Raw genomic sequence first — 21,571 nt, 5'->3', positions numbered from 1 at the left:
GAGGCAAGAGGCAAGAGCGGGGTTAGATATGTGTAATTAATTTTGCCTAGGTACTTAAGTTAATTAGTTAGTTATCTTTGTCTTTATACCTGATTACTGATTACTGTTTACTGATTACTGTTTACTGTTTACTAATACTAAATCCGTTGAGTATAGGCTACTTATAAGGATGGGCAAAAGGAGGAATAGATAATCAGTCTTTAGTAACTGGATTTAGTATAATTCCCATTTCATAATTCATAATTCATAATTCATAATTCCCCGATCAAAATGAATTTAGAGGCAATCATCCTAGAGGAAATTAGACAATCAGCAGCGGGTCAAATTAGCTTTGATCGCTGGATGGATTTAGCTCTCTATCACCCCGATTATGGCTATTATACCTCTGGAAAAGTAGAAATTGGCTCAAAAGGAGATTTTTTTACTTCCTCGTCCCTAGGGGCAGATTTTGGCCAATTGTTGGCGGAGCAATTTGTTGAGATGGCGGAATTTTTGGGCAATTCGCGAGGATTTACTTTAGTGGAAGTGGGAGCAGGTTCGGGAATTTTAGCGAAAGATATCCTTGATTATTTGAGTGATAGCTATGCTGATTTTTATCAAAATCTCAGTTATATAATTATCGAACAATCTCAGAAACTCAGGGAAAGACAACGGGCAACTTTAGCGGGATATTCCCCGGTATCTTGGCAAAGTTGGCCGAATTTAGCTGATAATTCCCTTGTGGGTTGTGTGTTTAGTAATGAGTTAATCGATGCTTTTCCTGTCCATCGAGTTGTGATCGAGTCGGGAGAATTACGAGAAATTTATCTGGGATTGGGGGAACCTTTTCAGGAGATTATCGGAGATTTATCCACCGACAGAATCAAAGACTATTTTGATTTAGTGGGGATAAATATTCCCTCCCCACTTTATCCGGAGGGTTATCAAACCGAGGTAAACTTATTAGCTTTAGACTGGTTAGAAACGGTTAATCGGAAACTCGATCGAGGTTATATCTTAACCATAGATTACGGTTACACTGCCGAAAAATATTATCATCCCCAAAGAAGTCAAGGAACCCTACAATGTTATCGACAACACCAGCGTCATAATCATCCTTATTTGTGGGTGGGAGAACAAGATATTACCACTCATGTGGATTTTACTGCTTTACAACGTCAAGGGGAAAAATTAGGCTTAAAAAATCTCGGTTTTACTCAGCAAGGATTATTTTTAATGGCTTTGGGATTAGGGGATAGATTAAATCAACTTTCTCAAGGAAAAATCGATATATTAACTATATTTCAGCGTCGAGATGCCCTACATCAATTAATCAATCCCACTGGTTTAGGAGGATTTGGAGTGTTAATTCAGGGGAAAGGAGTAGAGGAAAGAATACTTCAGGGATTAAGTAAATAACTAAAAAAAAATAGGGCTGAATGCTGTTAAATTTCAGCCCCAAAAATAATTAAGCTCCTACGGATTCTTTAGCGGCATACATTACCTCTAAAGTTATTTCACCAATACCTCGCTCCCGGGCAAATTTTTCGGTATTTCGTTTGACTTTCCCCCGCACAAAACCGGGGATTTTCTGCAATTCTACCGTAGCTTCCTTATTCCAATTTAGGTCAGAATCTGCCGAAATACCTTTAGTAATTACCTCTTTAGTATCATGACCACCGAATATCTCTAATAGGTGATCTTCCATACCCAAAGTAAAGGAATTATAGACCAAATCGGCGATCTGATTAGTGCCTTCGTAACCTAAGAAAGGTTTATAACCGAGGGGGAAATTTTGGATATGAATAGGTGCGGCAATTACTCCACAGGGAATATCTAAACGTTTGCCGACGTGACGTTCCATTTGGGTACCAAATATCGCCGCTGGTTCTAATCGAGCAATAGCATCCCCTATCGCCCCATTATCATCGCTAATTAACACTTCATCGCAATATTCACTCACTTGTTCCCGGAACCAATCGGCATCATACTTACAATAAGTCCCCGCTAAAACCACATGAATTCCCATCTCCCTGGCGAGAATTTTTGTCATAGCGGCTGCGTGGGTATTATCACCAAAAACCACCGCTTTTTTGCCCGTTAAATTCTGACAGTCGATGGAACGAGAAAACCAAGCAGCTTGGGAGATGTGCAGAGTTTGTTCATTGATAAAATCTTCGTAATCTACTGCCGCACCTTGGCCATTAATTACCTCTTGAATTTGGCGAATACAGCGTGCTGTTTCCACCACTCCCATGGGGGTAATATCAACGTAAGGCATAGCAAATTCGCTTTCGAGATATTTGGCTGTCATTAATCCCACTTCTCGATAGGGAACCAGATTAAACCAAGCGCGGGGCAGATTTTTTAAGTTTTCCACCGAGGCAGCTTCGGGGATAATTTCGTTAACTTCAATGTCCAAATCTGCCATTAACCGCTTTAATTCTGTGCGATCATGTTGGTTGTGGAAACCGAGGGTGGTAATACCAATAATATTAACCGAAGGTTTAGGGGTTTTCTGGGAGATAATTTCCCCTTTTCTCTGGGCCTTATCGAGATAATATTTGATAATTTGATAGAGGGTTTTATCGGCCGCTTGTAGTTCATTATAGCGATAGTGGTTAACATCGGCCAGCAGCACATCTCCTTGGGCATCCTGTCGCGCTCTTTCGACAAAGTTTTGTAAATCCTCTTGGAGAATGCTGGAGGTACAGGTGGGGGTTAAAACGATTAAATCGGGACTTTCTTCGCGATCTTTGCGAACAATATTATCGACGACTTTTTCTTGGGAACCCCGGGCTAAAACATTACGATCGACAATACTAGCAGTGACGGGGGTAAAATTACGCTCCCTTTCCAGCATCGAGCGCATGACGTTAAAATAATCGTCTCCCAGAGGAGCGTGCATGATAGCATGAACATTTTTGAAGGAACTGGCGATCCTTAACGTGCCAATATGAGCGGGACCCGCGTACATCCAATAGGCCAATTTCATAGAGGGTTATCCTACAGTCAGACTTTTTTGATTGTCTCAGACTTTACCGATTTAGGAGTGAACGCTTAACGGAAGATTACAAAAAGTCCCCATGCAGATTAAGTATCTTTTCGGGGAAAAATGACACAAATATTAATATTAACTTTTTTAACAATTTATGTCATGAGGGCAAAAATTTCTTTACCGACCGCTTGGTAACAAAGCCAACCGAAATTAGACCGGGGGTCGGGATAATCTTTGACGATGACTCCCTTTTCGGCCGCTCGTTCAAAAGCGACTAAACGGGGGATTTCTCGCTTAAATACGGGTAATTTTGCTTCTTCTAGAGCTTTTCGAGCTTCCCGTCCTGTTTTTGTCCGTGAATCTACTTGGGTTAAAAGAACTCGATAATTACCGGTCATCTTGGATAGTAATTCTACCGCTTTAATGGTGACATCGATATCGAGATGATTGGGAGTGGTGGGTAAGATTAATAAATCGCTGCCCTGAGCTAAATCTTTTAACTCGTCCGGCTCCGGCCGGGCCTGGGTATCGACGATAATATGAGTGTATTGTTTCACCAGTCCCGTCGCTCCAGCTTGGGACGCTACCATAAAAGGAAGGGTATCTTCCCGGGACCAATGAAGAGCCGAACGATTTTTATCCGCATCAATCAATAGAGTGGGCGCTTTTTCTTGAAAATAGGCGGCCAAATGAATCGATGTGGTGGTTTTCCCGACCCCTCCCTTCAGTGCTACGACGGAAATAATCATGAACGGATCGAATAAATGGGCATTTTCTACTGTACTCCTAGACGGACTGAAGACCGTCTAGGTTTCCCCCTTCCTTAAATCCGCTTTCCCCCGTGGTAAATGATCTCTTGATCAATTTATGAAGGTGCTTATTGAGTAGAAGTAATACCGCGCTGACGTAATTGGTCGATAAAAAATTCTTCTAGGGAAGCACGAGCTAAATTAAGACTAATCAAGCGAGCATCCATACTAGACAGGGCCGTCAGAAAAGCATCTGGTTCTCCCTGTAATTGTCCCTGCCAACAATTATCGCGCCAATGCAAACCGAGAAGCCATTGCTGTAGTTGATCCTCCCTACCACCTTGAACAATCACCTGATAGACATCAGCACGACCGAGAATTTGATCGAGGGAACCAACACAGAGTAATTCCCCCCGAGCTAAGAGAGCAATGCGATCGCAAATTTGTTCCACATCGGAGAGAATATGAGAGTTAAAAAAGATGGTTTTCCCCTCTTCTTTAAGGGATTGAATAATTGCGCGCACCTGATAGCGACCGATAGGATCCAGTCCCGACATCGGTTCATCGAGAAAGACTAATTCGGGATCATTGATTAATGCTTGAGCTATACCGATCCGTTGCATCATTCCCTTAGAATATTGACGCAATTGCTTTTTCTGGGCAGTTTTGCGGTCTAATCCCACTAAATCCAATAATTCAGGAATGCGTTTTTTCTGCACAAAAGAGGGAATTTTAAAAATGCTGGCGATTAATTGCAGGAATTCCCAGCCGGTGAGATAGTCGTAGTAGTAGGCATTTTCAGGAAGATAGCCGATGCGTTGCCTAACCGAGCGATCGCCAATTGGCTGACCGAGAATCAGGGCCTGTCCAGAAGTGGGTCGGACAATCCCCAAAAGAGTTTTTAAGAGCGTGGTTTTACCCGCACCGTTCGGACCTAATAATCCAAAAGTTTCGCCCTCATGGACAATTAAAGTACAGTTTTTCAAGGATTCGATTTTTTTATCTAACCAGAATCCCGTCCGATAAGTTTTTTGTAAGTTGAACGTCTCTAGCACGGTTTGACGGGTGGTATTCGTCATTGTTTTGGAATCATCTCTCCTACACTTTGCTGTTATTATTCCCAAATTGTCAGCAGTAATGTCACGGCTATCAAAATAGCACAATTTTGGAACCTAGAAAAATTCTCACCGGTCTTGAGAAGGTTTATTCAGTGTAGTTCTGGGCTATGACAAGCTTTCTTCTCTGGCATTGGTGGGAATTAGCCGTTAAAATCTGTTAGGCAGGTAACGTTGACACTTGAGCAGCAACTGGTACAATAGGGCGAATACTCAGGGAAACCAGACTCTTACACAAACACAGCATGAAAAAACTCCTCCATTGCCTCAATTCGTTGACAGTGGCCAGTGCAGCTACTATCGCTTTGGCCTACCCTAGCATCGCTCAAGTTAATCTGTCTGTTTATCCCAATCCTTCCTCGTCGAACGAATCCATAGAATTATACGTTCCCCCACCGGAAAACAATAACACCAATAATAATACCTGTACTCAATCGATTGGGGCAAATATCGATAAAATTATCAGTCAAGCTCCCAATCAGTGGGGTGTATTAATCGAATCTATCGATCGCCAAACGGTTATTTATAGTCATAACGCCGATCGCTATTTTATCCCTGCTTCTAATACAAAGTTATTTACCACGGCTGCCGCTTTACAAGCGATGAACCCGGAAACGACAATTCAGAAAAAATCCCTGCGCGATTGGGTGAATATCACTAATCAAAGAAGTAATAATTTCTATGCTGATACTCTTTTTCGCTTTATTGGCGGTTCTAAAAGTGTTACTGCCATCTTGGCACAATTGGGCATCAATCCCAGTGGTTTTCGTTTAGCTGATGGTTCGGGATTATCCCGCCATAATACCGCTACTCCCCGCTCGATCGTGGAAATTTTGCGGGTGATGTATTATTCCCCTAATCGCGACACTTTCTATGCTTCCTTACCGGTAGCGGGAATTAGTGGCACCCTGAGAAACCGAATGCGTCAGACGGCCGCTACTGGCACAGTTTACGCCAAAACCGGCACTCTTACTGGTGTGCGGGCCCTATCGGGTTATCTAGAAAACCCCCACCAAGGACCGATGTTATTTAGCATTATCGTTAATAATCAAAGGGTTCCAGGACAGGCTCTGGTGAAATCGATCGATACTATTGTCCTACAGATGACCCAATCGCGTTCCTGTCAAGCTCAGTAGCTCTCTGGTAAAAATCCCCATTTGTCCCGAACAGCTGTCCGTGCATTGAAATTGCCTGTGGAGATGAGGCAAGAGGCAACGGTAAAGGTTAATAATACCCATAATCTGCTTCAGTTTGGGTTTGGGTTTGGGGGGAGAGATATTCAAAATTAGAAGGATCTCGCAGAAAGCGAAATATTTCTTCTTCGAGACGATGAATGAGATAGGGTTCTATGGAATTAGAATCGCGTAAACAGGCTAAATAGCCTTCTACGTATAGCCGAATCTCATCAAAACGCGAGCTACGGTGCCAAAGATCCACCATGTCATCGGTTAGTCTTTGATAGTAACGAATAGATTGGGTATCTTGGAGCATGGGCAGTGGAACAAAAAAGAGAGAGTGGGGGTAAGTGTTGATCGATAATTGTAGGGAGAATTGCTATTCTCGGTCTCCGCTATCTCTATTGTACCCATCAAATTGCCAAAACACAGGTGAGCGCATTTTCAGTGATCGGTAATCAGTGAACCAATGGTACTGTCGATTCCACATTCTGCACCTTATAGTATTACTGCGAACGGTGGGTTTAAAGGGGGACAGCCAATGTGACAGGTGAAGGTGCGGAATGTGGGATTAAGTTTAACCCTCTGCTAACCAGCGCACGGCATCCTTAGCGTGGTAGGTTAAGATAATATCGGCACCCGCCCGTTTAAAGCTGGTTAAAGTCTCTAAAGTCACCCGTTTTTCGTCAATCCAGCCATTTAACGCCGCCGCTTTAATCATTGAATATTCCCCCGACACATTGTAGGCAGCCACGGGTAAATTAGTCATTTCTTTGATTCTCCAGATAATATCCATGTAAGATAGAGCAGGTTTCACCATTAACATATCTGCTCCCTCTAATACGTCTAATTCCACCTCTTTTAAGGCTTCTCTGGCATTACCCGGATCCATTTGGTAGGTTCTGCGATCGCCGAATTGAGGAGTAGAATCAGCCGCATCCCGAAACGGACCATAATAGGCAGAGGCATATTTAGCCGTATAGGAAAGAATCGGTGTATCACTATAACCGGCCTCATCCAATCCTTGACGAATTGCCTGCACAAAACCATCCATCATTCCCGACGGTGCAATGATATCCACTCCCGCTTTTACCTGAGAAACGGCGGTTTTTTGCAATAATTCCAGAGTAGGATCGTTTAACACCCTGCCGGTTAAATCTCCCGTTTGCAGATAACCACAATGACCATGGTTGGTATATTCACACAAACAAGTATCAGCGACAATGAGTAGATCGGGAACTGCCTCTTTAATTGCTGTGGCCGCTTTTTGGACAATACCATGATCGTGCCATGCTCCCGTCGCCTCTGTGTCTTTACTTTCCGGCAGCCCGAATAAAATAATCGCTGGAATTCCTAAATCCCGCACTTCCTTGGCTTCGTCAACAATTTTATCGATTGACAATTGGTAAACCCCCGGCATCGATTTGACTTCCTGAGCAATACCTTCCCCCGTCGTGGCGAAAAGAGGATAGATAAAGTCATTGGCTGTCAAGACGGTTTCACTCACCAGACGGCGCATTTGAGGGGTTTGACGCAGACGACGGGGGCGATGAATAGGAAACATAGTTTTTTGTGATTAAATCGGGAATCTGGTCTTTAGTTTAAATCTTTGGTTAGGATGAACACAAATCAATTCAGCCGGCTGCGGGCTGCCAGCAACTATCCACAATATTTAGTTATTTTGAGCTTCATCAAACCATTTAGGTCAAAAATGACCTAATGAGGCTTTATAGTCGCTTTAAGAGCGAAAAACCAGCAATTTGACTAAAATTTAATCTTTATAGCGATCACTTTTGCTGTTGCCACCACCGCGTCTATTTACAAAACTTTACCTCATCAGTTATCAGTGATCAGTTATCAGTTATCAGTTATCAGATGTGAGTTTTCAGTTCACTGATGGCTCTCTTGGATGGAGGTGCAAGCGTTCACTGATTACTGTTTACTGTTCACTGTTCACTGACACCCAAAACCCATCTCCATTTGGGAGAAGGATCGTTTATTCTAGGAAGTAAGAGCGATCGATTCAGGATTTTTGCTATGGCCAACTTAGGTGATTTAGTCAAAAAAGCAGTTTATTTGGGCGTAGGTATTGCTACCTATGCCGCCGAAAAAGCTGAAGTAAATTTACAAGAATTAAGAAATCAAGCCCAAAAATTAGCCGATGAAATGATTTCTCGCGGGGAAATGACGACGGAAGAAGCGCGGAAATACGTTGATGAATTGGTGAAACAGGCACAACAGCAAACGGTGGCAGCTAACGAATCTAATATTCCCCATGAACCCCGACGGATAGAAATCATTGAAGACGAGGAAGACACCAAGGCAGCCAATCCAAAAGTAGATGAATTGCGACAACAGGTGGAACGTCTTCAGGAAGAATTACGGAAACTGCAACAGGATTAAAACCTAGATTTTAGGGACAAATAATTAATTATTATCAGACAAGGGATGCAAGTACAAACATGGACGATTGGCAGAAGGATTTTTGGGAAGTGATCGAAACTGTGGCGCTGGGAATTGAAACTTTTTTTCAAGAAGTGACCCAAACTATCGAAGAAATTAATGAGGAGATTATCATCGATCTGGAACAGTTTATTCAAGAGGTTTTACCCCAGGAATTGGAAGAATTTTTTAACCTCGATGAATTCCTATTTTCGGAATTAGATGAACCCTCGGATTTTATCCTCACTCCTAAGGTTAACCCCGATCCTAACACCCATGCTGCTTGCATCGGTTGTCGTAATTATCATGGTTATATCTACGGAGGCAATCTTCTCGTCTGCGGTTTCCATCCCTACGGTTGGGATAGTGATAGTTGTCCCGATTGGCAAGCAGAGGATTAATTATTTTCCTATAAAATCAGGTAGGGTTATTATCCCTACCCATAACTTTTATCTCAAAGCAGTTATCTGTCATTTTTAGTTAAGAATTACCCTTGGGAGCATGGTAAGGTTCAGAATCAAAAGGCTGCATCCCCACATCGGGATATTCATCATATCTCTTGCAAAAGTAATCAAGATATATCCTTTTGTCGGTAACGAAGTTCGTAATTGTAGATACCAGCAATCAAATTCAATCTCAGACCAAATCGCCGTCTGCGATTTCTGTATCTTGATGAAAGTATCCGAAATATTTTGAGACGACGATGAATATGTTCTATAATTATGCGCCGTTGTGATAACTGACGATTGGCTTTTTTTTTTGCTCTTTACTTAGTTTTTCTTTTTTCTTTTTTTTATGAGGGATTTGACTGTTTTGATGGATTTTCTGAATTCCTTGATAGCCTTTATCTCCTAATATTTCTATTTCCTTATTTAACCTTATTTTGCTCTCTTGACCCAGTCGAAAATCATGGACTCTTCCTTTCTCACAACGGACGCAGATTATCTGCTCACTTTTTTGGTCGCAACGCGCTCGCTGCGCGAGATCGGCAACGACTTGCGACTTTAATGTGTGGTATCCCTGCTTTCCACTATAGCATGATTTCTGTTTTTTTTCGGTCTTTCTATTTTTCAAGAGAACGAAATTTGTTCGATTGGTTCAGGATCGGTGGAATCAACGATTAAACAAATCGATAGACGCTTGAAAATTTCGGGAGCGCAATGGAATGAAAGGAATGTACCTCAAGTTCTCAAACTTCGTTGTGCGTACCTGAACGGAACACTTTGAACAAGGCTTGGTACGTTTGTTCTGACAAAATTGACTTGCTCCCTTCTCTTTGTAATTGTTCCCGCAAAGTCAACAGTTTAGATAAACAAGCGAGAATTCCCTCAATCGTGACCGGATTGCGATAGGGTTCCAATAAACAAGGGGTTTGAGCTAATTTGCCCAATAAACCTAATTCGGGCGGCATTTCTGGGGAAGTCGGTCGAAAATACACATCAATTTCTTGAGTTTCTGCCATCACATCAAGGCTAGTTTTCACGTCACCGCAAGAAGCGAGAAAAGTTTCGAGGTAATCTTTACTAAATTTGTCCCAAAGAAAGCGAGTCAAGGCTGAAGTGATTAAATCAATGATGATTATTTTATCATTTTAAAAGTCTGTGGAGCGGTTTAGCCAATTAATTAAGTCAGCTTGAGTCTCAAAGTCTAGCAATGCTTCTCCTAAGTCTTCTAATTTTTCTACGGTTAGTTTTTGGATAGTTTCAGTAATATGCGGGGGAAGTTCACCAAAACGTCGGTTAAGCAAGCGTAGCACTAGGTTGGCTTCTCCTTCTTGAATCCCTTCAATTCTCCCTTGTTGAATAGCTTTTTCTCTATCTTGTTCGTATAAAGGGGCTAAACGCATAATAAATTTCCTCTCCTCCTGGGTTCTTTTGGGTAAGGCTTGCAAGTTCCTACTCAAATTGTATAATAATTTTAAGGAAGCTGATTTAAAGGGATGATGGGGAGACAAGGCCTCTAATTCATCAATCGCTCTGCTTCTGGTTCCTCCTCTACCTAATAATCTTAACCAGAGGGTTTCAGGGGTTTCGGGTAATTGATGCAGGACAATAATGGCTGTGGTTAATGCTGGGGCTAAAAAATAAATTCCTTCTCCCCAATCTGGATGATTGAGAGCTGAAAAAGCAGTTATAATTCTTTGACTGGCCGTAGGAGTTAGTATCCATAGTCTAGGAATATTTTCTGCTAATAAGGGTTGTTGATTGCGGTGAGCTTCTCTTTGTAATTGTTCCCGCACAGTCAACAGTTTAGATAAACAAGCGAGAATTCCCTCAATCGTGACCGGATTGCGATAGGGTTCCAATAGACAAGGGGTTTGAGCTAATCGGCCCAATAAACCTAATTCGGGCGGCATTTCTGGGGAAGTCGGTCGAAAATATACATCAATTTCTTGAGTTTCTGCCGTCACATCAAGGCTAGTTTTCACGTCACCGGAAGAAGAGAGAAAGGTTTCGAGGTAATCTTTACTAAATTTATCCCAAAGAAAGCGAGTCAAGACCTAAGTGATTAAATCGATGATGATTATTTTATCATTTTCAAAGCCTGATTAGGAAAATTGGCAATATTGCAGCTTTAGTTACAGATTTTTCCTAGTTTTTGCGCTAAAAATGAAAGGTTAATCAGCAAAAAACGCGCTCGACGAATGAAACCGCAAATCATCGTCTGTGGATTAGGTCGCACGGGTTATAAAATCTTTTGTTTACTCAAACAACAATCTGCGGCAGTAGTAGCGATTAGCGATCGCCAAATGGTCTGTGAATACCAGTCTGATATTATTATCGGCGATCCCTGCTCTCCTAAAACTCTGCTGCAAGCTGGCCTTCCAGATGCAGAAACCCTAGTTTTGGCCATCGATAACGACGCACTCAATCTAGAAATTCTCACCCGCGCAAGAATAATTAACCCGAAAATTCGGATAGTTAACCGACTATTTAACGAAACTTTGGGAGAAAGACTCGATCAAACCCTCCCTGCTCACGTTAGCATGAGCGTTGCTTCCCTAGCATCCCCGATCTTTTCCTTTGCTGCCCTTGGCAATAAAGCTATCGGTCAATTACAGCTATTCGATCGCCTTTGGCCAATTCAAGAGATAATTATCGAGGAAAATCATCCTTGGTGGGGATTACCCCTTTACGAACTTTGGGACGATCCGGCCCGGATGTTAATCTATTATCTCCCCGCTCACGACGAAATCGATCTGGTTTCCGCAGTTCTTTTAGGCAAAAAACTCCAAACTGGCGATCATCTCATTATCGGCAATAAACCGACAATTAAGGCAAAACAGCGTTTTAAACTGCAAAAGTGGCTGAGAAATCTACTTAATCTTCGTCCCTATCAGCACTATGTCCAACCGGTAATTCTTGTCACCCTTTCCCTCCTGGGGATGATTTCCCTTGCTACCATTACCTATCTCAGCGTTAATCAAAAAATTTCCCTCGTCGATTCCCTCTATTTCTCCGTCGGGATGATTACCGGCGCCGGAGGTAACGAAAAAGTGGCCGAATCTACCCCCGATAGTATCAAAATTTTTACCGTGGTCATGATGATTGTCGGTGCCGGGGTTATCGGTATCTGTTATGCTCTCCTCAACGATTTTATTCTCGGTAGTCGCTTTAAACAGTTTTGGGATGCTACCCGCATTCCCGTCCGCAATCATCACATTATCTGTGGTTTAGGAGGTATCGGCACCCGGATCGTGCGACAATTGCACGAGCAAGGCTGTGAAGTGGTGGTGATTGAATCGGACCCCAATAATAGATTTTTGCATTCTGTGCGCTCTTGGGGAATCCCCGTTATCATCGAGGATGCGCGTCTAGTAGCTACCCTAGAAACGGCTAATATTAATAACGCTGAATCTTTGATCGTGGTGACTTACGAGGATATGATTAATGTGGAGATTGCTCTCACCGCTAAAGCGATCGCTCCTAAAATTAATCTAGTTTTACGCTGCTCTCAGGAACAATTCGGGCGATCGATTCAAGAGGTTTTTGATTTTGATACGGTATTATGTCCCCGGGATTTAGCTACCTATTCCTTCGCTGCGGCCGCTTTGGGCGGTAGAATTCTCGGTAATGGCATGACCGATGATCTCCTCTGGGTTGCTTTGGCTACATTAATCACACCTAATCATCCTTTTATGGGGCAAATTGTCAAGGAAGCGGCGATGAATGCCGATTTTGTGCCACTTTACCTAGAAAAACAGGGTCAAACTATCCACGGTTGGCAATTACTGGAAATCACTCTCGATCAAGGTGATATTCTTTATCTAACTATGCCGGCTATGCGTTTACAACAGGTTTGGCAAAATACGTCCCTAACTATTCCCCAATCTTTCCCCGATTTAAAATGATTTCTGGTCTTAATTATCTGAGCAAAGCTAGTTATCGCTGTATCTTGAGTTTAGGCAGTGCCGGCAGTATTTTAAGTCTCGCTAGTGCCGGCAGCATTTTAAGTCTGGTTAGTATCGGCAGTATGCTCAGTATTGGCAGTGTCGGCAGTATTCTTAGTATTGGCAGTGTCGGCAGTATTCTTAGTATTGGCAGTGTCGGCAGTATCTTTGGCATCTTTCAATATCATTCTCTGCCTAACCATCCTGGATAGGTCTAATGAACTATTCCTCACCGCTTCTTTGTCGATGGCGGTTTTATAAGTTTAAACTGTTAGGCGATCGCTTTTTATGAAAACAAAATAGAAAGGGTATTGTGTTTAGTGATGACATTCCTAACCGTTGTATGATCGGAGAATGCGAAGATTCACAATGACTCGACCCGATGACTGGCACCTTCATCTCCGCGATGGTGCAGCACTGAAAGCGGTTCTACCCCATACGGTGCGTCAGTTTGCCCGTGCCATTATTATGCCGAATTTAAAGCCACCAGTACGCTCAGTCGCCGAGGCTGCCTCCTACCGCGAGCGCATTCTGGCGGCAGTTCCAGAGAGTCAACAGTTTGAGCCATTGATGACCCTCTATCTAACTGATAATACCAGTCCCGAAGAGATCATGGCGGCGAAAGCCTCCCAGTTTGTCAAAGCGGTGAAATACTACCCGGCCGGTGCAACAACTAATTCCGACTTGGGGGTAACGGACATTCGTAGGTGCGATGGCGTTTTTGAGGCGATGCAGCAGCTGGATATGCCACTACTACTGCACGGAGAAGTTACCGATGGTGATATTGATGTGTTCGATCGAGAGAAAGTGTTCATTGAGAGGCACTTGCTGCCACTGATAACAAGATTTCCGAAACTGCGGGTAGTGTTTGAACACATTACCACTGCCGATGCGGTCAAGTTTGTTCTATCTACTAACAACAATGTCGCTGCCACAATTACGCCTCAACATTTATTGTTTAGCCGAAACATTCTCTTGACCGGTGGCATTCGTCCCCATTTTTATTGCCTGCCGATTTTGAAACGAGAGGATCATCGTTTGGCACTTTTGCAAGCAGCAACATCGGGCAATCCCAAGTTTTTTCTAGGAACCGATAGCGCGCCCCATTCTCGCTACAGCAAAGAAAGTTCCTGCGGCTGCGCGGGTTGTTATTCGGCTCTGCACGCCCTAGAGTTGTACGCAGAAGCTTTTGAGAGCGTTGATGCGATCGAGCAATTGGAAGGGTTCGCCAGCTTTCACGGTGCAGATTTTTATCAACTCCCCCGGAATACTGAACAAATAACATTAACCAAAACCACTTGGCGTATTCCCGATGAATTGCCATTTCCCGAATCCGGACTGGTGCCGTTACGAGCGGGTGAAGAGATAACCTGGCAATTAGGGGAATAAAAACTGCGCTGGTGATTCGGTAGTAGTGATGGCGGCTTAATCCTTTGCTTTGCTGTGCATTGTAGTTGTTGATAAGTACCTAAGCAAAATTAATTACACATATCTAACCCCCTCTTGCCTTTTGCCTCTTGCATGAGTGCCTATCTTTACTAGGAAATTAATTTTGCACGACTACTTACTAACAATTCTCTGTCTCGATCGCCTTACCGATGGGATAGGATAGAGGATGGAATACTTGGTAGCGAGCGAGCGACAAACGAGAGAAATCCCATGAATTTAGTTAGCTTAGAGAACTTTCTCGATAACACTTCTTTTTTAGTCCTGTTTTTAACCATGCTGGTTTATTGGGCTGGGGCAGCCTTTCCTAGCATACCTTTGTTGTCAGGCCTGGGCAGCACCGGCGTGGCCATCGCTAACCTCTGTATCGCCGCTTTATTGGGAGCGCGTTGGTTAGAAGCGGGTTATTTCCCCATTAGCAATCTTTACGAATCTTTATTCTTTCTCGCTTGGGGTGTAACTGCGGTTCATTTAATTGCTGAGTACACTAGCCGCAGTCGCCTGGTGGGGGTGGTGACGACTCCTGTAGCCATGGGGATTACCGCTTTTGCCACTTTGTCTTTGCCCGGAGAAATGCAAACTTCGGCGCCCTTGGTTCCGGCTTTAAAATCGAATTGGTTGATGATGCACGTTAGCGTCATGATGTTAAGTTATGCTGCTTTGATGGTGGGTTCCCTGATGGCGATCGCTTTTCTGATCGTCACGAGAGGTCAAAATATCGAGTTAAAAGGCAGTTCCGTGGGTACGGGGGCCTATCGTCTGCAAAATAAGTTATCCACCACTCTTTCCGCCCCAATTTTCATGGAAACGGCTAACGGTGGCACAACCGCCCTTTTGACTCCCACCCTAACAGCGATGGCGACTCTTTCGCCCCAACGTCTTAGCTTGGCGGAAACCCTCGATAATATCAGTTATCGGGTCATTGGTCTCGGTTTTCCCCTTCTCACTATCGGTATCATCGCCGGGGCAGTTTGGGCCAATGAAGCTTGGGGTTCCTACTGGAGTTGGGATCCGAAAGAAACCTGGGCGCTAATCACTTGGTTAGTGTTTGCCGCTTATCTCCATGCTCGCATTACCCGGGGATGGCAGGGAAGAAAACCAGCTATTCTAGCAGCCAGTGGTTTTGTTGTGGTTTGGGTATGTTATTTAGGGGTGAATCTTTTAGGTAAAGGTCTTCATTCCTACGGCTGGTTTTTCTAAATCAGTTATAGGGGTGGGGTGTGGGGTGTGGGGAGTTTTCTTTTGTGAACTGATAACTGATAACTGATAACTGATAACTGATAACTGTCTCCTAACCCCACCAACAAACTTTTTGCCGCAAACCATAAATAATTACAACTTTTCAAAACTTATAAAAAATGATCGATCAGAAAACTACTATTAAAAATCTGGCTTTAATTGCTGGTGTGCATGGCAATGAACTAACTCCCGCTTATTTGGTTAAATACCTGCAAAACTCACCTAATCTTATTGCTCGCAGCAGTTTTCAGTCCCACAGTCTCATCGCTAACCCCTTGGCCCTAAAGCAACGGGTTAGATATATCGATACGGATTTAAATCGTTGTTTTAACCAGAAAGATTTAGTGAATCCCGATTGTCAGCAATACGAACAAAAACGAGCCAAAAAAATAGTCAAAGAAATCCGAGAAAAATCCATTGATTTATTAATCGATATTCACAGCACCACATCTAACATGATGCTGGCGATTATTTATTCTAACCCCCATCCTTGGCTATTAAAACTCTTTACCTATCTGACTAAAATTAATCCTGATGTGCGCTTAATTTATCATCCCGTCAGCGAGGAAGAAAATCATTTTCTAAAAGGAATTTGTCCCCTAGCTTTTACCCTAGAAATCGGTCCCATTAAGCATGGTGTCATCTGTCCCTATCTTTTTCGTCAAACCGAAACACTCATTTATCAAATCCTAGACTATATCGAACAGGAAAATTATCTGGCTGCCCATCTCGATACTTTCAGCGAATCCCTAACAGTTTACCAACGTTTAGGCTCGATCGATTATCCTAGGGATGAACAGGGTGAAATTAAAGCCATGTTACATCCTCAGATTCTCCAACGAGATTATCAGGCAATTCAACCTAATCAACCGATTTTTCTAGGATTTGATGGTCAGGAAATTATCTATCGTGGTGAATCTGAATTATATCCTATCTTTGTCGGGGAATCTTCCTATAAAGAAAAAGGAATCGCCCTTTGTTGGACAGCCAAAAAACAAATCGATATTAATTAGTACCAGACAGCAGTTTTCCTGACAAAAAGCAGACCCTAAATAAGGGAAAAGCCACTATGACCTTTACTTCTCATTCTCTTTTAGCGGAACGTTACCGACTACAACAACGCTTGGGAAATACCGCTATCGGTCGTCAAACTTGGTTAGCTACCGATATATTATCCCAGGAATTAGTAATTATTAAACTCCTCGCTTTTAGTCCCCAGATGGAGTGGGAAGAATTAAAATTATTTGAACGAGAGTCCGCCGTTTTAGCTTCTCTCTATCATCCCCGTATTCCCCGCTATCGCGATTATTTTTCCCTCGATAAAAATCAAGGTGACGGGATTCCTTGGTTTGTGCTTGTACAAGATTATATACCGGGAGAATCCTTAAGCGATCGCTTAGAAAAGGGGCAACGTTTCACCCCTACGGTAATTCGGAATATTGCCCAAGAAGTTCTCGAAATTCTCATTTATTTGCATGAATTATCGCCCCCAGTATTACATCGAGATATTAAACCTAGTAATTTAATTATTAACTCGGAAAATAATGTTTATTTAGTAGATTTTGGCGCAGTCCAGTCCAGGGGTGCAGTGACGGGAGTTACTTTTACTGTGGTGGGGACGAGTGGTTATGCACCCCTAGAACAATTTTGGGGCCGGGCAGTTCCGGGTTCTGATTTATATGCTTTAGGTATGACTTTAATTCATTTATTGACGGGAATTGTGCCGATAGAACTGCCCCATCGCGACTCTAAAATTCAATTTCGCCAACTGGTGACAATCGATGATGATTTAATCGATTGGTTAGAAACTATGACCGATATGGCAGCAGAAAAGCGGTTTAAAAGTGCCAGAGAAGCCCTAAAATTTCTTCAACATCCCTACTATCGTCAAGTATCAAGTTTAATCGATCCTAAGAAATTACCAAAACCTCCCCACAGTTCCATCCGTATCGCTAAACACCGGGATAATTTAGAGATCAATTTACCCCCAAAAATTAAGCTACCTTCTGATGCTCCTACCCTCTGGTCTTTGGCGATTGTCCTTACTGTCACTGTCTTTATCTCCCCGATTCTTACCTTTATTATAGCTCTAATTGCTTTTATTTGTTTGCGAGAAATGCAATTAGTTCTTACCCCTCAAGAAGTTTTAATTAAATATAAACTTTTCAATTTTATCTACAAAAAATTTGCTTTTAAAACTCAAGATTTATGGGGTATTTTTCTCCATAGTAATGGCACAGAAGGTAACTATCAGATTCGTCTGCGGACGGCTAAAAATTATTATCTTATCGGCCAGAATCTCCGCGAGGATGAATGTCTCTGGTTAGGACAGGAAATCCAAGATTGGTTAAATTTTATCAAATATAACGTTTCTCCTCAAAATGAAGTGTAACCTGACAGGGTATCTTCTCCTGACTCCCCAAAAGGAGAACTTTGTACCTCACCATTAAGATAAATGAAAATCAATTCAAGAAATCTGGGGAATTAGTCGGTAGGCATTTTACCTTTTTTAACCTTAATTTTGCAGAGATTACCCTATCTTGATAGAATAATAACTGATTTACATTCCCTTGGCTACAGGACGGCAATTATTAAATCGAATTAGGAATTACAAAAAATCAGCCATGAAATGTTAGTTATTAGTGGAGAATAAAAAATGATCTCTGAAATTTACCAAAAAGTCAGCTTATTAGTTTTATATCAAGGAGTTTTTAATAATGCTATTGGCCAGGCACTTATTACCCTATTATCTACGGATAATATCGCCGATTTTCTCAAAGCTTATGGTAAATTGTTTCAAGCTTTAGCATCTAAAAATATCAGTTGGAATGATTTTCTAGTCGAGCAAATTTTATTAGATGATAATCCCTTTAGTCAACAGGTACAGAAAAAAAGTGTTTGGGAGTTACCCGAATCTTTAATTAATGGCGTTAAACAGGATTTATCTATCCTCCAATCTCTCTATAATTCTAGCATTTATAGCTTAAGTAATTCGACAATTTTTGAACAAATTAAATTTCTCAATTTCCCCGCTTGGGAAGTGGACAATAAATTAGAAAGTTTTCTACATTCCGGTTTAGATTGGACGGAATTAATCGAAGATTTAGCCGATTATTATCGCGAATGTGGTACAGGAATTTTTGCCCGTTATCAAGCTTTAAGGTGGCAAGAAGGCCGATTACAAGGAATTACTCATCCCGATCCTGTGCAGATTCAAGAAATAGTCGGTTATGAAATGCCCAAGGAAACCTTGATTAAAAACACTGAGTTTTTATTAGCAGGTTATCCCGCTTTAAATGTCCTACTCTATGGCAGCCGTGGTTCAGGAAAATCTTCTCTAGTCAAGGGATTATTGCAAAAATATCATAGTCAGGGATTGCGCTTAATTGAAGTGGCAAAATCCCAATTAAAAGACCTACCATTGATTGTAGAAAAATTGCGAGATTTGCCACAAAAATTTATTATCTTTGTCGATGATTTATCCTTTGAAGAAGACGATGAAGCTTTTAAAGCTTTAAAGGTTGTTTTAGAGGGAAGTGTCACCGCTAGACCGAAAAATGTTGTAGTTTATGCCACTTCTAATCGCCGACATTTAGTCAGAGAATTTTTCGCCGATCGACCACAACCAAAAGATGGGGATGAAGTCCATAATTGGGACACAGTACAAGAAAAATTATCCTTTAGTGATCGCTTTGGTTTAACCCTAACTTTTGAACCAGCTAATCAAGAAAAGTATCTGGAAATAGTGCGTCATTTAGCCAGTTTAGCTAAATTAAAAATTAGCTTAGAAGACCTAGAATTTCGTGCCAAACAATGGGCAACCCAACATAATGGGCGATCAGGAAGAACTGCCAGACAATTTATTGATTTTCTCCAAGGAGAATTAGAATTAAATAGGTAGCATTAATTGTGTTATGATTAAATAAAAGAATATCTAACCTAGAAAAATGTTGACTTCATCTCCTACCAAAACCCTCAGCTTAGAAGCATATCGTAATTTAGAAACTAGAGCGGAAACTAAACACGAATATCAAGACGGAGAAATTATCGAGATGACGGGGGGAAGCATCAATCATAATAGTATTCTCATTAATCTTATTGTCCTGCTCAAATTAGCTTTAAGAGGAACTAATTATCGTCTTCAATCTAGCGATCTACGTCTATGGATACCCCAATATAATCGCGGTTTATACCCAGATTTAATGATCATTGCTGGGGAACCATTATTTAGTGATCATCGCAATGATGAAATTTTAAATCCCTGCGTAATTATCGAAGTTTTATCCCCTTCCACCTCTAGTTATGATCGGGGTGATAAATTCCGTTATTATCGTTCCATACCCCAATTAAACCAATATCTTCTCGTCAGTCAAGGGGAGATACTAATAGAATCCTATAGCAAAACCTCAGAAAATAATTGGTTACTGCAAGAATACACCCCAGCAAGGGGAATTATATCCCTAGATTCTTTAGGAATTAGCTTAAATCTTGCCGATATTTACGAAGGAATTGATTTTAATCTCAACTCCTAACTTTAGCTATCTTTCAAGGGGACGTACTAAAAACAATTTTACCATCTTTTACCGCCACTAAACGCAAGGTTAAAGGTCCAGATGTATTAGTTTTACTAGCAGCAACTGCCTCAAGTGTTTCGATAGCATTACCCGACTTTTTCACTTGACCAATAAAGTTAACTACCGTAGTTAATAAACCATCTTCCACTTGAATTGACCCTAAAACTCCCGCACTTCTAGCGCGAAATTGAGCCGAAGCTAAAAGTAAATCTAAACGCTTTTGTAGGTCCTCTTCTGTCATATTTTGGGGATCAATAGAAACGGCAGCGATTACCTGTTTCTCCTCAAAAACTCGTTGATTGGGAACCACATCAGCAAAGACACGAATCTCGCTTTCTCCTAAAACATAATTACCTGCGGAAAGGATTCTCACCACATATTCTTTACCGTCCTGTAATTGTTGACTTAACTGTTCTACCTGTGCTTTTGTGATCTTAATTAAACGCTGGTCAAAATTAGGCTGATTTGGTTGGGTAGCACGGATAGCATTCATATTCGCTTCCCGCAATAACTTATCGATAACGGTGACAATAGCTTGGGGATCAACAATACGAAAAGCTCCAAAAGATAACACCTGTCCCCGGAAAATAGCGATTTGTTTTTCCCGCAATTCTTGATAGGTTTGATAGTATTGTTCTAAAACTTCCACTTCCCGCTTAAGAAAAGCCATTTGGGTTTCTAAATCCTTTAATTTTCCCTCGCGCTGTTCCAAAGCAAAATTTTTATCCACAATCGATCGATCGAGTTCTCCAATACGTTGATCCCGGCGATCAATTTCTAGCTGTAGGGTTTTTTGTTGAGTTTCCAACTGTTGAAGTCGCGCTTGTCTGGTTGTTAATAACTTTTGTTGATTAGCTAACTCTTTATCTCTAGCTTGAAGGGTGGTTTGTAGTTGATTGATCTGACTAGAAAGAATTGATTTTTGTTGGGACAATTGCTCCCGTTGACTGATTAACTGTGCCTTTTGATTAGTTAAAATAACTCGTTCATTATTTAAATTGGCCACTTCCTTGCGAAACTTTTCTAACTGTCCCGAAACTAATCGCAAACGTTGACGAGAAGCCTGATAATTTTTATTAAGAACCTCTAGACGTTTCTGCACAGCTATCTGTTCACTTTTAGCCGTTTTTAAAGCCTTTTCCACCTGATTTTTTTGTTCGGTGGTTTTTCTCACCTGACTTTCTAAATCCTTAATAGCGGTACGACGTTCATTTAAAAGGCGATCCAGTTCAAAAACCCCTTGACGTAGGGATTTACTAGAAGCAAATAAGACAATTAAAGTCGAGCCAGCGATCAAAATTCCCGTTACAATCGTCATTAAAGTTGCGGTTTGTTTCGGACGCAGATTAAATAAACGCATCCTTTTCTTACCTATACGACTACCTATGCGATCGCCAACCGCCGCTATCAGACCACCTAAAACCACGATAGCCAAAACTAAAATATAAGCGCTAGTCATCCAGA

General features: G+C 41.8%; 19 protein-coding genes and 3 pseudogenes. 13 read left to right on the top strand and 9 right to left on the bottom strand.

Features of this window, described 5'->3' with window-relative positions:
* Positions 1-270: 270 nt before the first annotated feature.
* Positions 271-1,398 (top strand): class I SAM-dependent methyltransferase, encoded by a 1,128-nt coding sequence (locus tag ACE3JL_RS16425; RefSeq protein WP_271991677.1) that lies wholly within the window; start codon positions 271-273, stop codon positions 1,396-1,398.
* A gap of 49 nt (positions 1,399-1,447) precedes the next feature.
* Here ACE3JL_RS16425 and bchB read toward each other — a convergent pair whose 3' ends face one another.
* From bchB to ACE3JL_RS16410, 3 genes are all read right to left on the bottom strand, one after another.
* Entirely contained in the window at positions 1,448-2,974 is a 1,527-nt protein-coding gene (gene bchB, locus ACE3JL_RS16420; RefSeq protein WP_158199865.1) for a ferredoxin:protochlorophyllide reductase (ATP-dependent) subunit B, read from the bottom strand.
* A gap of 155 nt (positions 2,975-3,129) precedes the next feature.
* Complete coding sequence (locus ACE3JL_RS16415) at positions 3,130-3,726, bottom strand: ParA family protein (RefSeq protein ID WP_150978325.1); 597 nt, start codon at positions 3,724-3,726, stop codon at positions 3,130-3,132.
* Positions 3,727-3,854: 128 nt separating this feature from the next.
* Entirely contained in the window at positions 3,855-4,805 is a 951-nt protein-coding gene (locus tag ACE3JL_RS16410) for an ABC transporter ATP-binding protein (protein ID WP_271991674.1), read from the bottom strand.
* Between the two features lie 281 nt (positions 4,806-5,086).
* Between ACE3JL_RS16410 and dacB the strand changes: the two genes are divergently transcribed.
* On the top strand, positions 5,087-5,977 hold the full coding sequence (dacB, locus tag ACE3JL_RS16405) for a D-alanyl-D-alanine carboxypeptidase/D-alanyl-D-alanine-endopeptidase (RefSeq protein ID WP_271991672.1): 891 nt from the start codon (positions 5,087-5,089) through the stop codon (positions 5,975-5,977).
* An 88-nt stretch (positions 5,978-6,065) separates the two neighbouring features.
* On the opposite strand, the gene ACE3JL_RS16400 is transcribed toward dacB, so the two are convergent.
* The gene (locus ACE3JL_RS16400) at positions 6,066-6,332 is read right to left on the bottom strand and encodes a DUF6761 family protein (RefSeq protein WP_271991670.1); all 267 of its coding nucleotides are present in this window, start codon (positions 6,330-6,332) and stop codon (positions 6,066-6,068) included.
* A gap of 261 nt (positions 6,333-6,593) precedes the next feature.
* Positions 6,594-7,580 (bottom strand): porphobilinogen synthase, encoded by a 987-nt coding sequence (hemB, locus tag ACE3JL_RS16395; RefSeq protein ID WP_271991668.1) that lies wholly within the window; start codon positions 7,578-7,580, stop codon positions 6,594-6,596.
* Positions 7,581-8,053: 473 nt separating this feature from the next.
* Between hemB and ACE3JL_RS16390 the strand changes: the two genes are divergently transcribed.
* Positions 8,054-8,419 carry a phasin family protein gene (locus tag ACE3JL_RS16390; RefSeq protein ID WP_271991666.1) on the top strand — a complete coding sequence of 122 codons (366 nt, stop codon included), beginning with the start codon at positions 8,054-8,056 and terminating at the stop codon, positions 8,417-8,419.
* A gap of 59 nt (positions 8,420-8,478) precedes the next feature.
* The gene (locus ACE3JL_RS16385) at positions 8,479-8,859 is read left to right on the top strand and encodes a hypothetical protein (RefSeq protein ID WP_271991664.1); all 381 of its coding nucleotides are present in this window, start codon (positions 8,479-8,481) and stop codon (positions 8,857-8,859) included.
* Positions 8,860-9,029: 170 nt separating this feature from the next.
* On the opposite strand, the pseudogene ACE3JL_RS16380 reads toward ACE3JL_RS16385, so the two are convergent.
* Positions 9,030-9,525: pseudogene (locus ACE3JL_RS16380) on the bottom strand (transposase family protein); the annotation flags it as partial.
* Positions 9,526-9,535: 10 nt separating this feature from the next.
* Between ACE3JL_RS16380 and ACE3JL_RS16375 the strand changes: the two are divergent.
* Positions 9,536-9,685: pseudogene (locus ACE3JL_RS16375) on the top strand (ISKra4 family transposase); the annotation flags it as partial.
* 31 nt (positions 9,686-9,716) lie between these two features.
* On the opposite strand, the pseudogene ACE3JL_RS16370 reads toward ACE3JL_RS16375, so the two are convergent.
* Together ACE3JL_RS16370 and ACE3JL_RS16365 are read right to left on the bottom strand one after the other, a co-directional pair.
* A pseudogene (locus ACE3JL_RS16370) lies at positions 9,717-10,010 on the bottom strand (hypothetical protein); the annotation flags it as partial.
* 39 nt (positions 10,011-10,049) lie between these two features.
* Entirely contained in the window at positions 10,050-10,955 is a 906-nt protein-coding gene (locus ACE3JL_RS16365; protein WP_375327933.1) for a DUF4351 domain-containing protein, read from the bottom strand.
* Positions 10,956-11,102: 147 nt separating this feature from the next.
* On the opposite strand from ACE3JL_RS16365, the gene ACE3JL_RS16360 reads away from it, so the two are divergent.
* The 8 genes from ACE3JL_RS16360 (at position 11,103) to ACE3JL_RS16325 (ending at position 20,065) form a co-directional block, all read left to right on the top strand.
* The gene (locus ACE3JL_RS16360) at positions 11,103-12,809 is read left to right on the top strand and encodes a potassium channel family protein (RefSeq protein WP_375327932.1); all 1,707 of its coding nucleotides are present in this window, start codon (positions 11,103-11,105) and stop codon (positions 12,807-12,809) included.
* A complete protein-coding gene (locus ACE3JL_RS16355; protein WP_004161578.1) occupies positions 12,806-13,060 on the top strand; it encodes a hypothetical protein in 255 nt (84 codons plus the stop codon). The genes ACE3JL_RS16360 and ACE3JL_RS16355 overlap by 4 nt, the downstream gene beginning before the upstream one ends.
* Before the next feature lie 142 nt (positions 13,061-13,202).
* The gene (gene pyrC / locus ACE3JL_RS16350) at positions 13,203-14,237 is read left to right on the top strand and encodes a dihydroorotase (RefSeq protein WP_334311250.1); all 1,035 of its coding nucleotides are present in this window, start codon (positions 13,203-13,205) and stop codon (positions 14,235-14,237) included.
* Between the two features lie 270 nt (positions 14,238-14,507).
* Complete coding sequence (gene ccsB / locus ACE3JL_RS16345; protein ID WP_150975175.1) at positions 14,508-15,494, top strand: c-type cytochrome biogenesis protein CcsB; 987 nt, start codon at positions 14,508-14,510, stop codon at positions 15,492-15,494.
* Positions 15,495-15,652: 158 nt separating this feature from the next.
* Positions 15,653-16,546 (top strand): aspartoacylase, encoded by an 894-nt coding sequence (locus ACE3JL_RS16340; protein WP_271989280.1) that lies wholly within the window; start codon positions 15,653-15,655, stop codon positions 16,544-16,546.
* A gap of 56 nt (positions 16,547-16,602) precedes the next feature.
* Positions 16,603-17,925, top strand: coding sequence for a serine/threonine protein kinase (locus ACE3JL_RS16335; RefSeq protein WP_375327931.1), 1,323 nt, complete (start codon positions 16,603-16,605; stop codon positions 17,923-17,925).
* Positions 17,926-18,189: 264 nt separating this feature from the next.
* Positions 18,190-19,434 (top strand): ATP-binding protein, encoded by a 1,245-nt coding sequence (locus ACE3JL_RS16330; RefSeq protein ID WP_375327930.1) that lies wholly within the window; start codon positions 18,190-18,192, stop codon positions 19,432-19,434.
* Positions 19,435-19,480: 46 nt separating this feature from the next.
* A complete protein-coding gene (locus ACE3JL_RS16325) occupies positions 19,481-20,065 on the top strand; it encodes a Uma2 family endonuclease (protein WP_271989277.1) in 585 nt (194 codons plus the stop codon).
* 13 nt (positions 20,066-20,078) lie between these two features.
* Here the strand turns inward: ACE3JL_RS16325 and ACE3JL_RS16320 are convergent, their stop codons facing one another.
* A complete protein-coding gene (locus ACE3JL_RS16320; RefSeq protein ID WP_375327929.1) occupies positions 20,079-21,566 on the bottom strand; it encodes a DUF3084 domain-containing protein in 1,488 nt (495 codons plus the stop codon).
* Between the last annotated feature and the right edge of the window lie 5 nt (positions 21,567-21,571).

Source organism: Microcystis sp. BLCC-F210 (assembly GCF_042134685.1).
GTDB lineage: Bacteria > Cyanobacteriota > Cyanobacteriia > Cyanobacteriales > Microcystaceae > Microcystis > Microcystis aeruginosa_D.
The sequence above is the reverse complement of the archived record's forward strand: the minus strand, read 5'-3'. Positions and strand labels throughout refer to the sequence as shown.

Coding starts and splice junctions, on each gene's coding strand:
- ACE3JL_RS16355 (WP_004161578.1), top strand. CDS start 12,806: ATGATTTCTGGTCTTAATTATCTGAGCAAAGCTAGTTATCGCTGTATC.
- ACE3JL_RS16385 (WP_271991664.1), top strand. CDS start 8,479: ATGGACGATTGGCAGAAGGATTTTTGGGAAGTGATCGAAACTGTGGCG.
- hemB (WP_271991668.1), bottom strand. CDS start 7,580: ATGTTTCCTATTCATCGCCCCCGTCGTCTGCGTCAAACCCCTCAAATG.
- ACE3JL_RS16325 (WP_271989277.1), top strand. CDS start 19,481: ATGTTGACTTCATCTCCTACCAAAACCCTCAGCTTAGAAGCATATCGT.
- ACE3JL_RS16335 (WP_375327931.1), top strand. CDS start 16,603: ATGACCTTTACTTCTCATTCTCTTTTAGCGGAACGTTACCGACTACAA.
- ACE3JL_RS16410 (WP_271991674.1), bottom strand. CDS start 4,805: ATGACGAATACCACCCGTCAAACCGTGCTAGAGACGTTCAACTTACAA.
- ACE3JL_RS16425 (WP_271991677.1), top strand. CDS start 271: ATGAATTTAGAGGCAATCATCCTAGAGGAAATTAGACAATCAGCAGCG.
- ACE3JL_RS16400 (WP_271991670.1), bottom strand. CDS start 6,332: ATGCTCCAAGATACCCAATCTATTCGTTACTATCAAAGACTAACCGAT.
- ACE3JL_RS16390 (WP_271991666.1), top strand. CDS start 8,054: ATGGCCAACTTAGGTGATTTAGTCAAAAAAGCAGTTTATTTGGGCGTA.
- ccsB (WP_150975175.1), top strand. CDS start 14,508: ATGAATTTAGTTAGCTTAGAGAACTTTCTCGATAACACTTCTTTTTTA.
- ACE3JL_RS16415 (WP_150978325.1), bottom strand. CDS start 3,726: ATGATTATTTCCGTCGTAGCACTGAAGGGAGGGGTCGGGAAAACCACC.
- ACE3JL_RS16360 (WP_375327932.1), top strand. CDS start 11,103: ATGAAACCGCAAATCATCGTCTGTGGATTAGGTCGCACGGGTTATAAA.
- dacB (WP_271991672.1), top strand. CDS start 5,087: ATGAAAAAACTCCTCCATTGCCTCAATTCGTTGACAGTGGCCAGTGCA.
- pyrC (WP_334311250.1), top strand. CDS start 13,203: ATGCGAAGATTCACAATGACTCGACCCGATGACTGGCACCTTCATCTC.
- ACE3JL_RS16330 (WP_375327930.1), top strand. CDS start 18,190: ATGATCTCTGAAATTTACCAAAAAGTCAGCTTATTAGTTTTATATCAA.
- ACE3JL_RS16320 (WP_375327929.1), bottom strand. CDS start 21,566: ATGACTAGCGCTTATATTTTAGTTTTGGCTATCGTGGTTTTAGGTGGT.
- bchB (WP_158199865.1), bottom strand. CDS start 2,974: ATGAAATTGGCCTATTGGATGTACGCGGGTCCCGCTCATATTGGCACG.
- ACE3JL_RS16340 (WP_271989280.1), top strand. CDS start 15,653: ATGATCGATCAGAAAACTACTATTAAAAATCTGGCTTTAATTGCTGGT.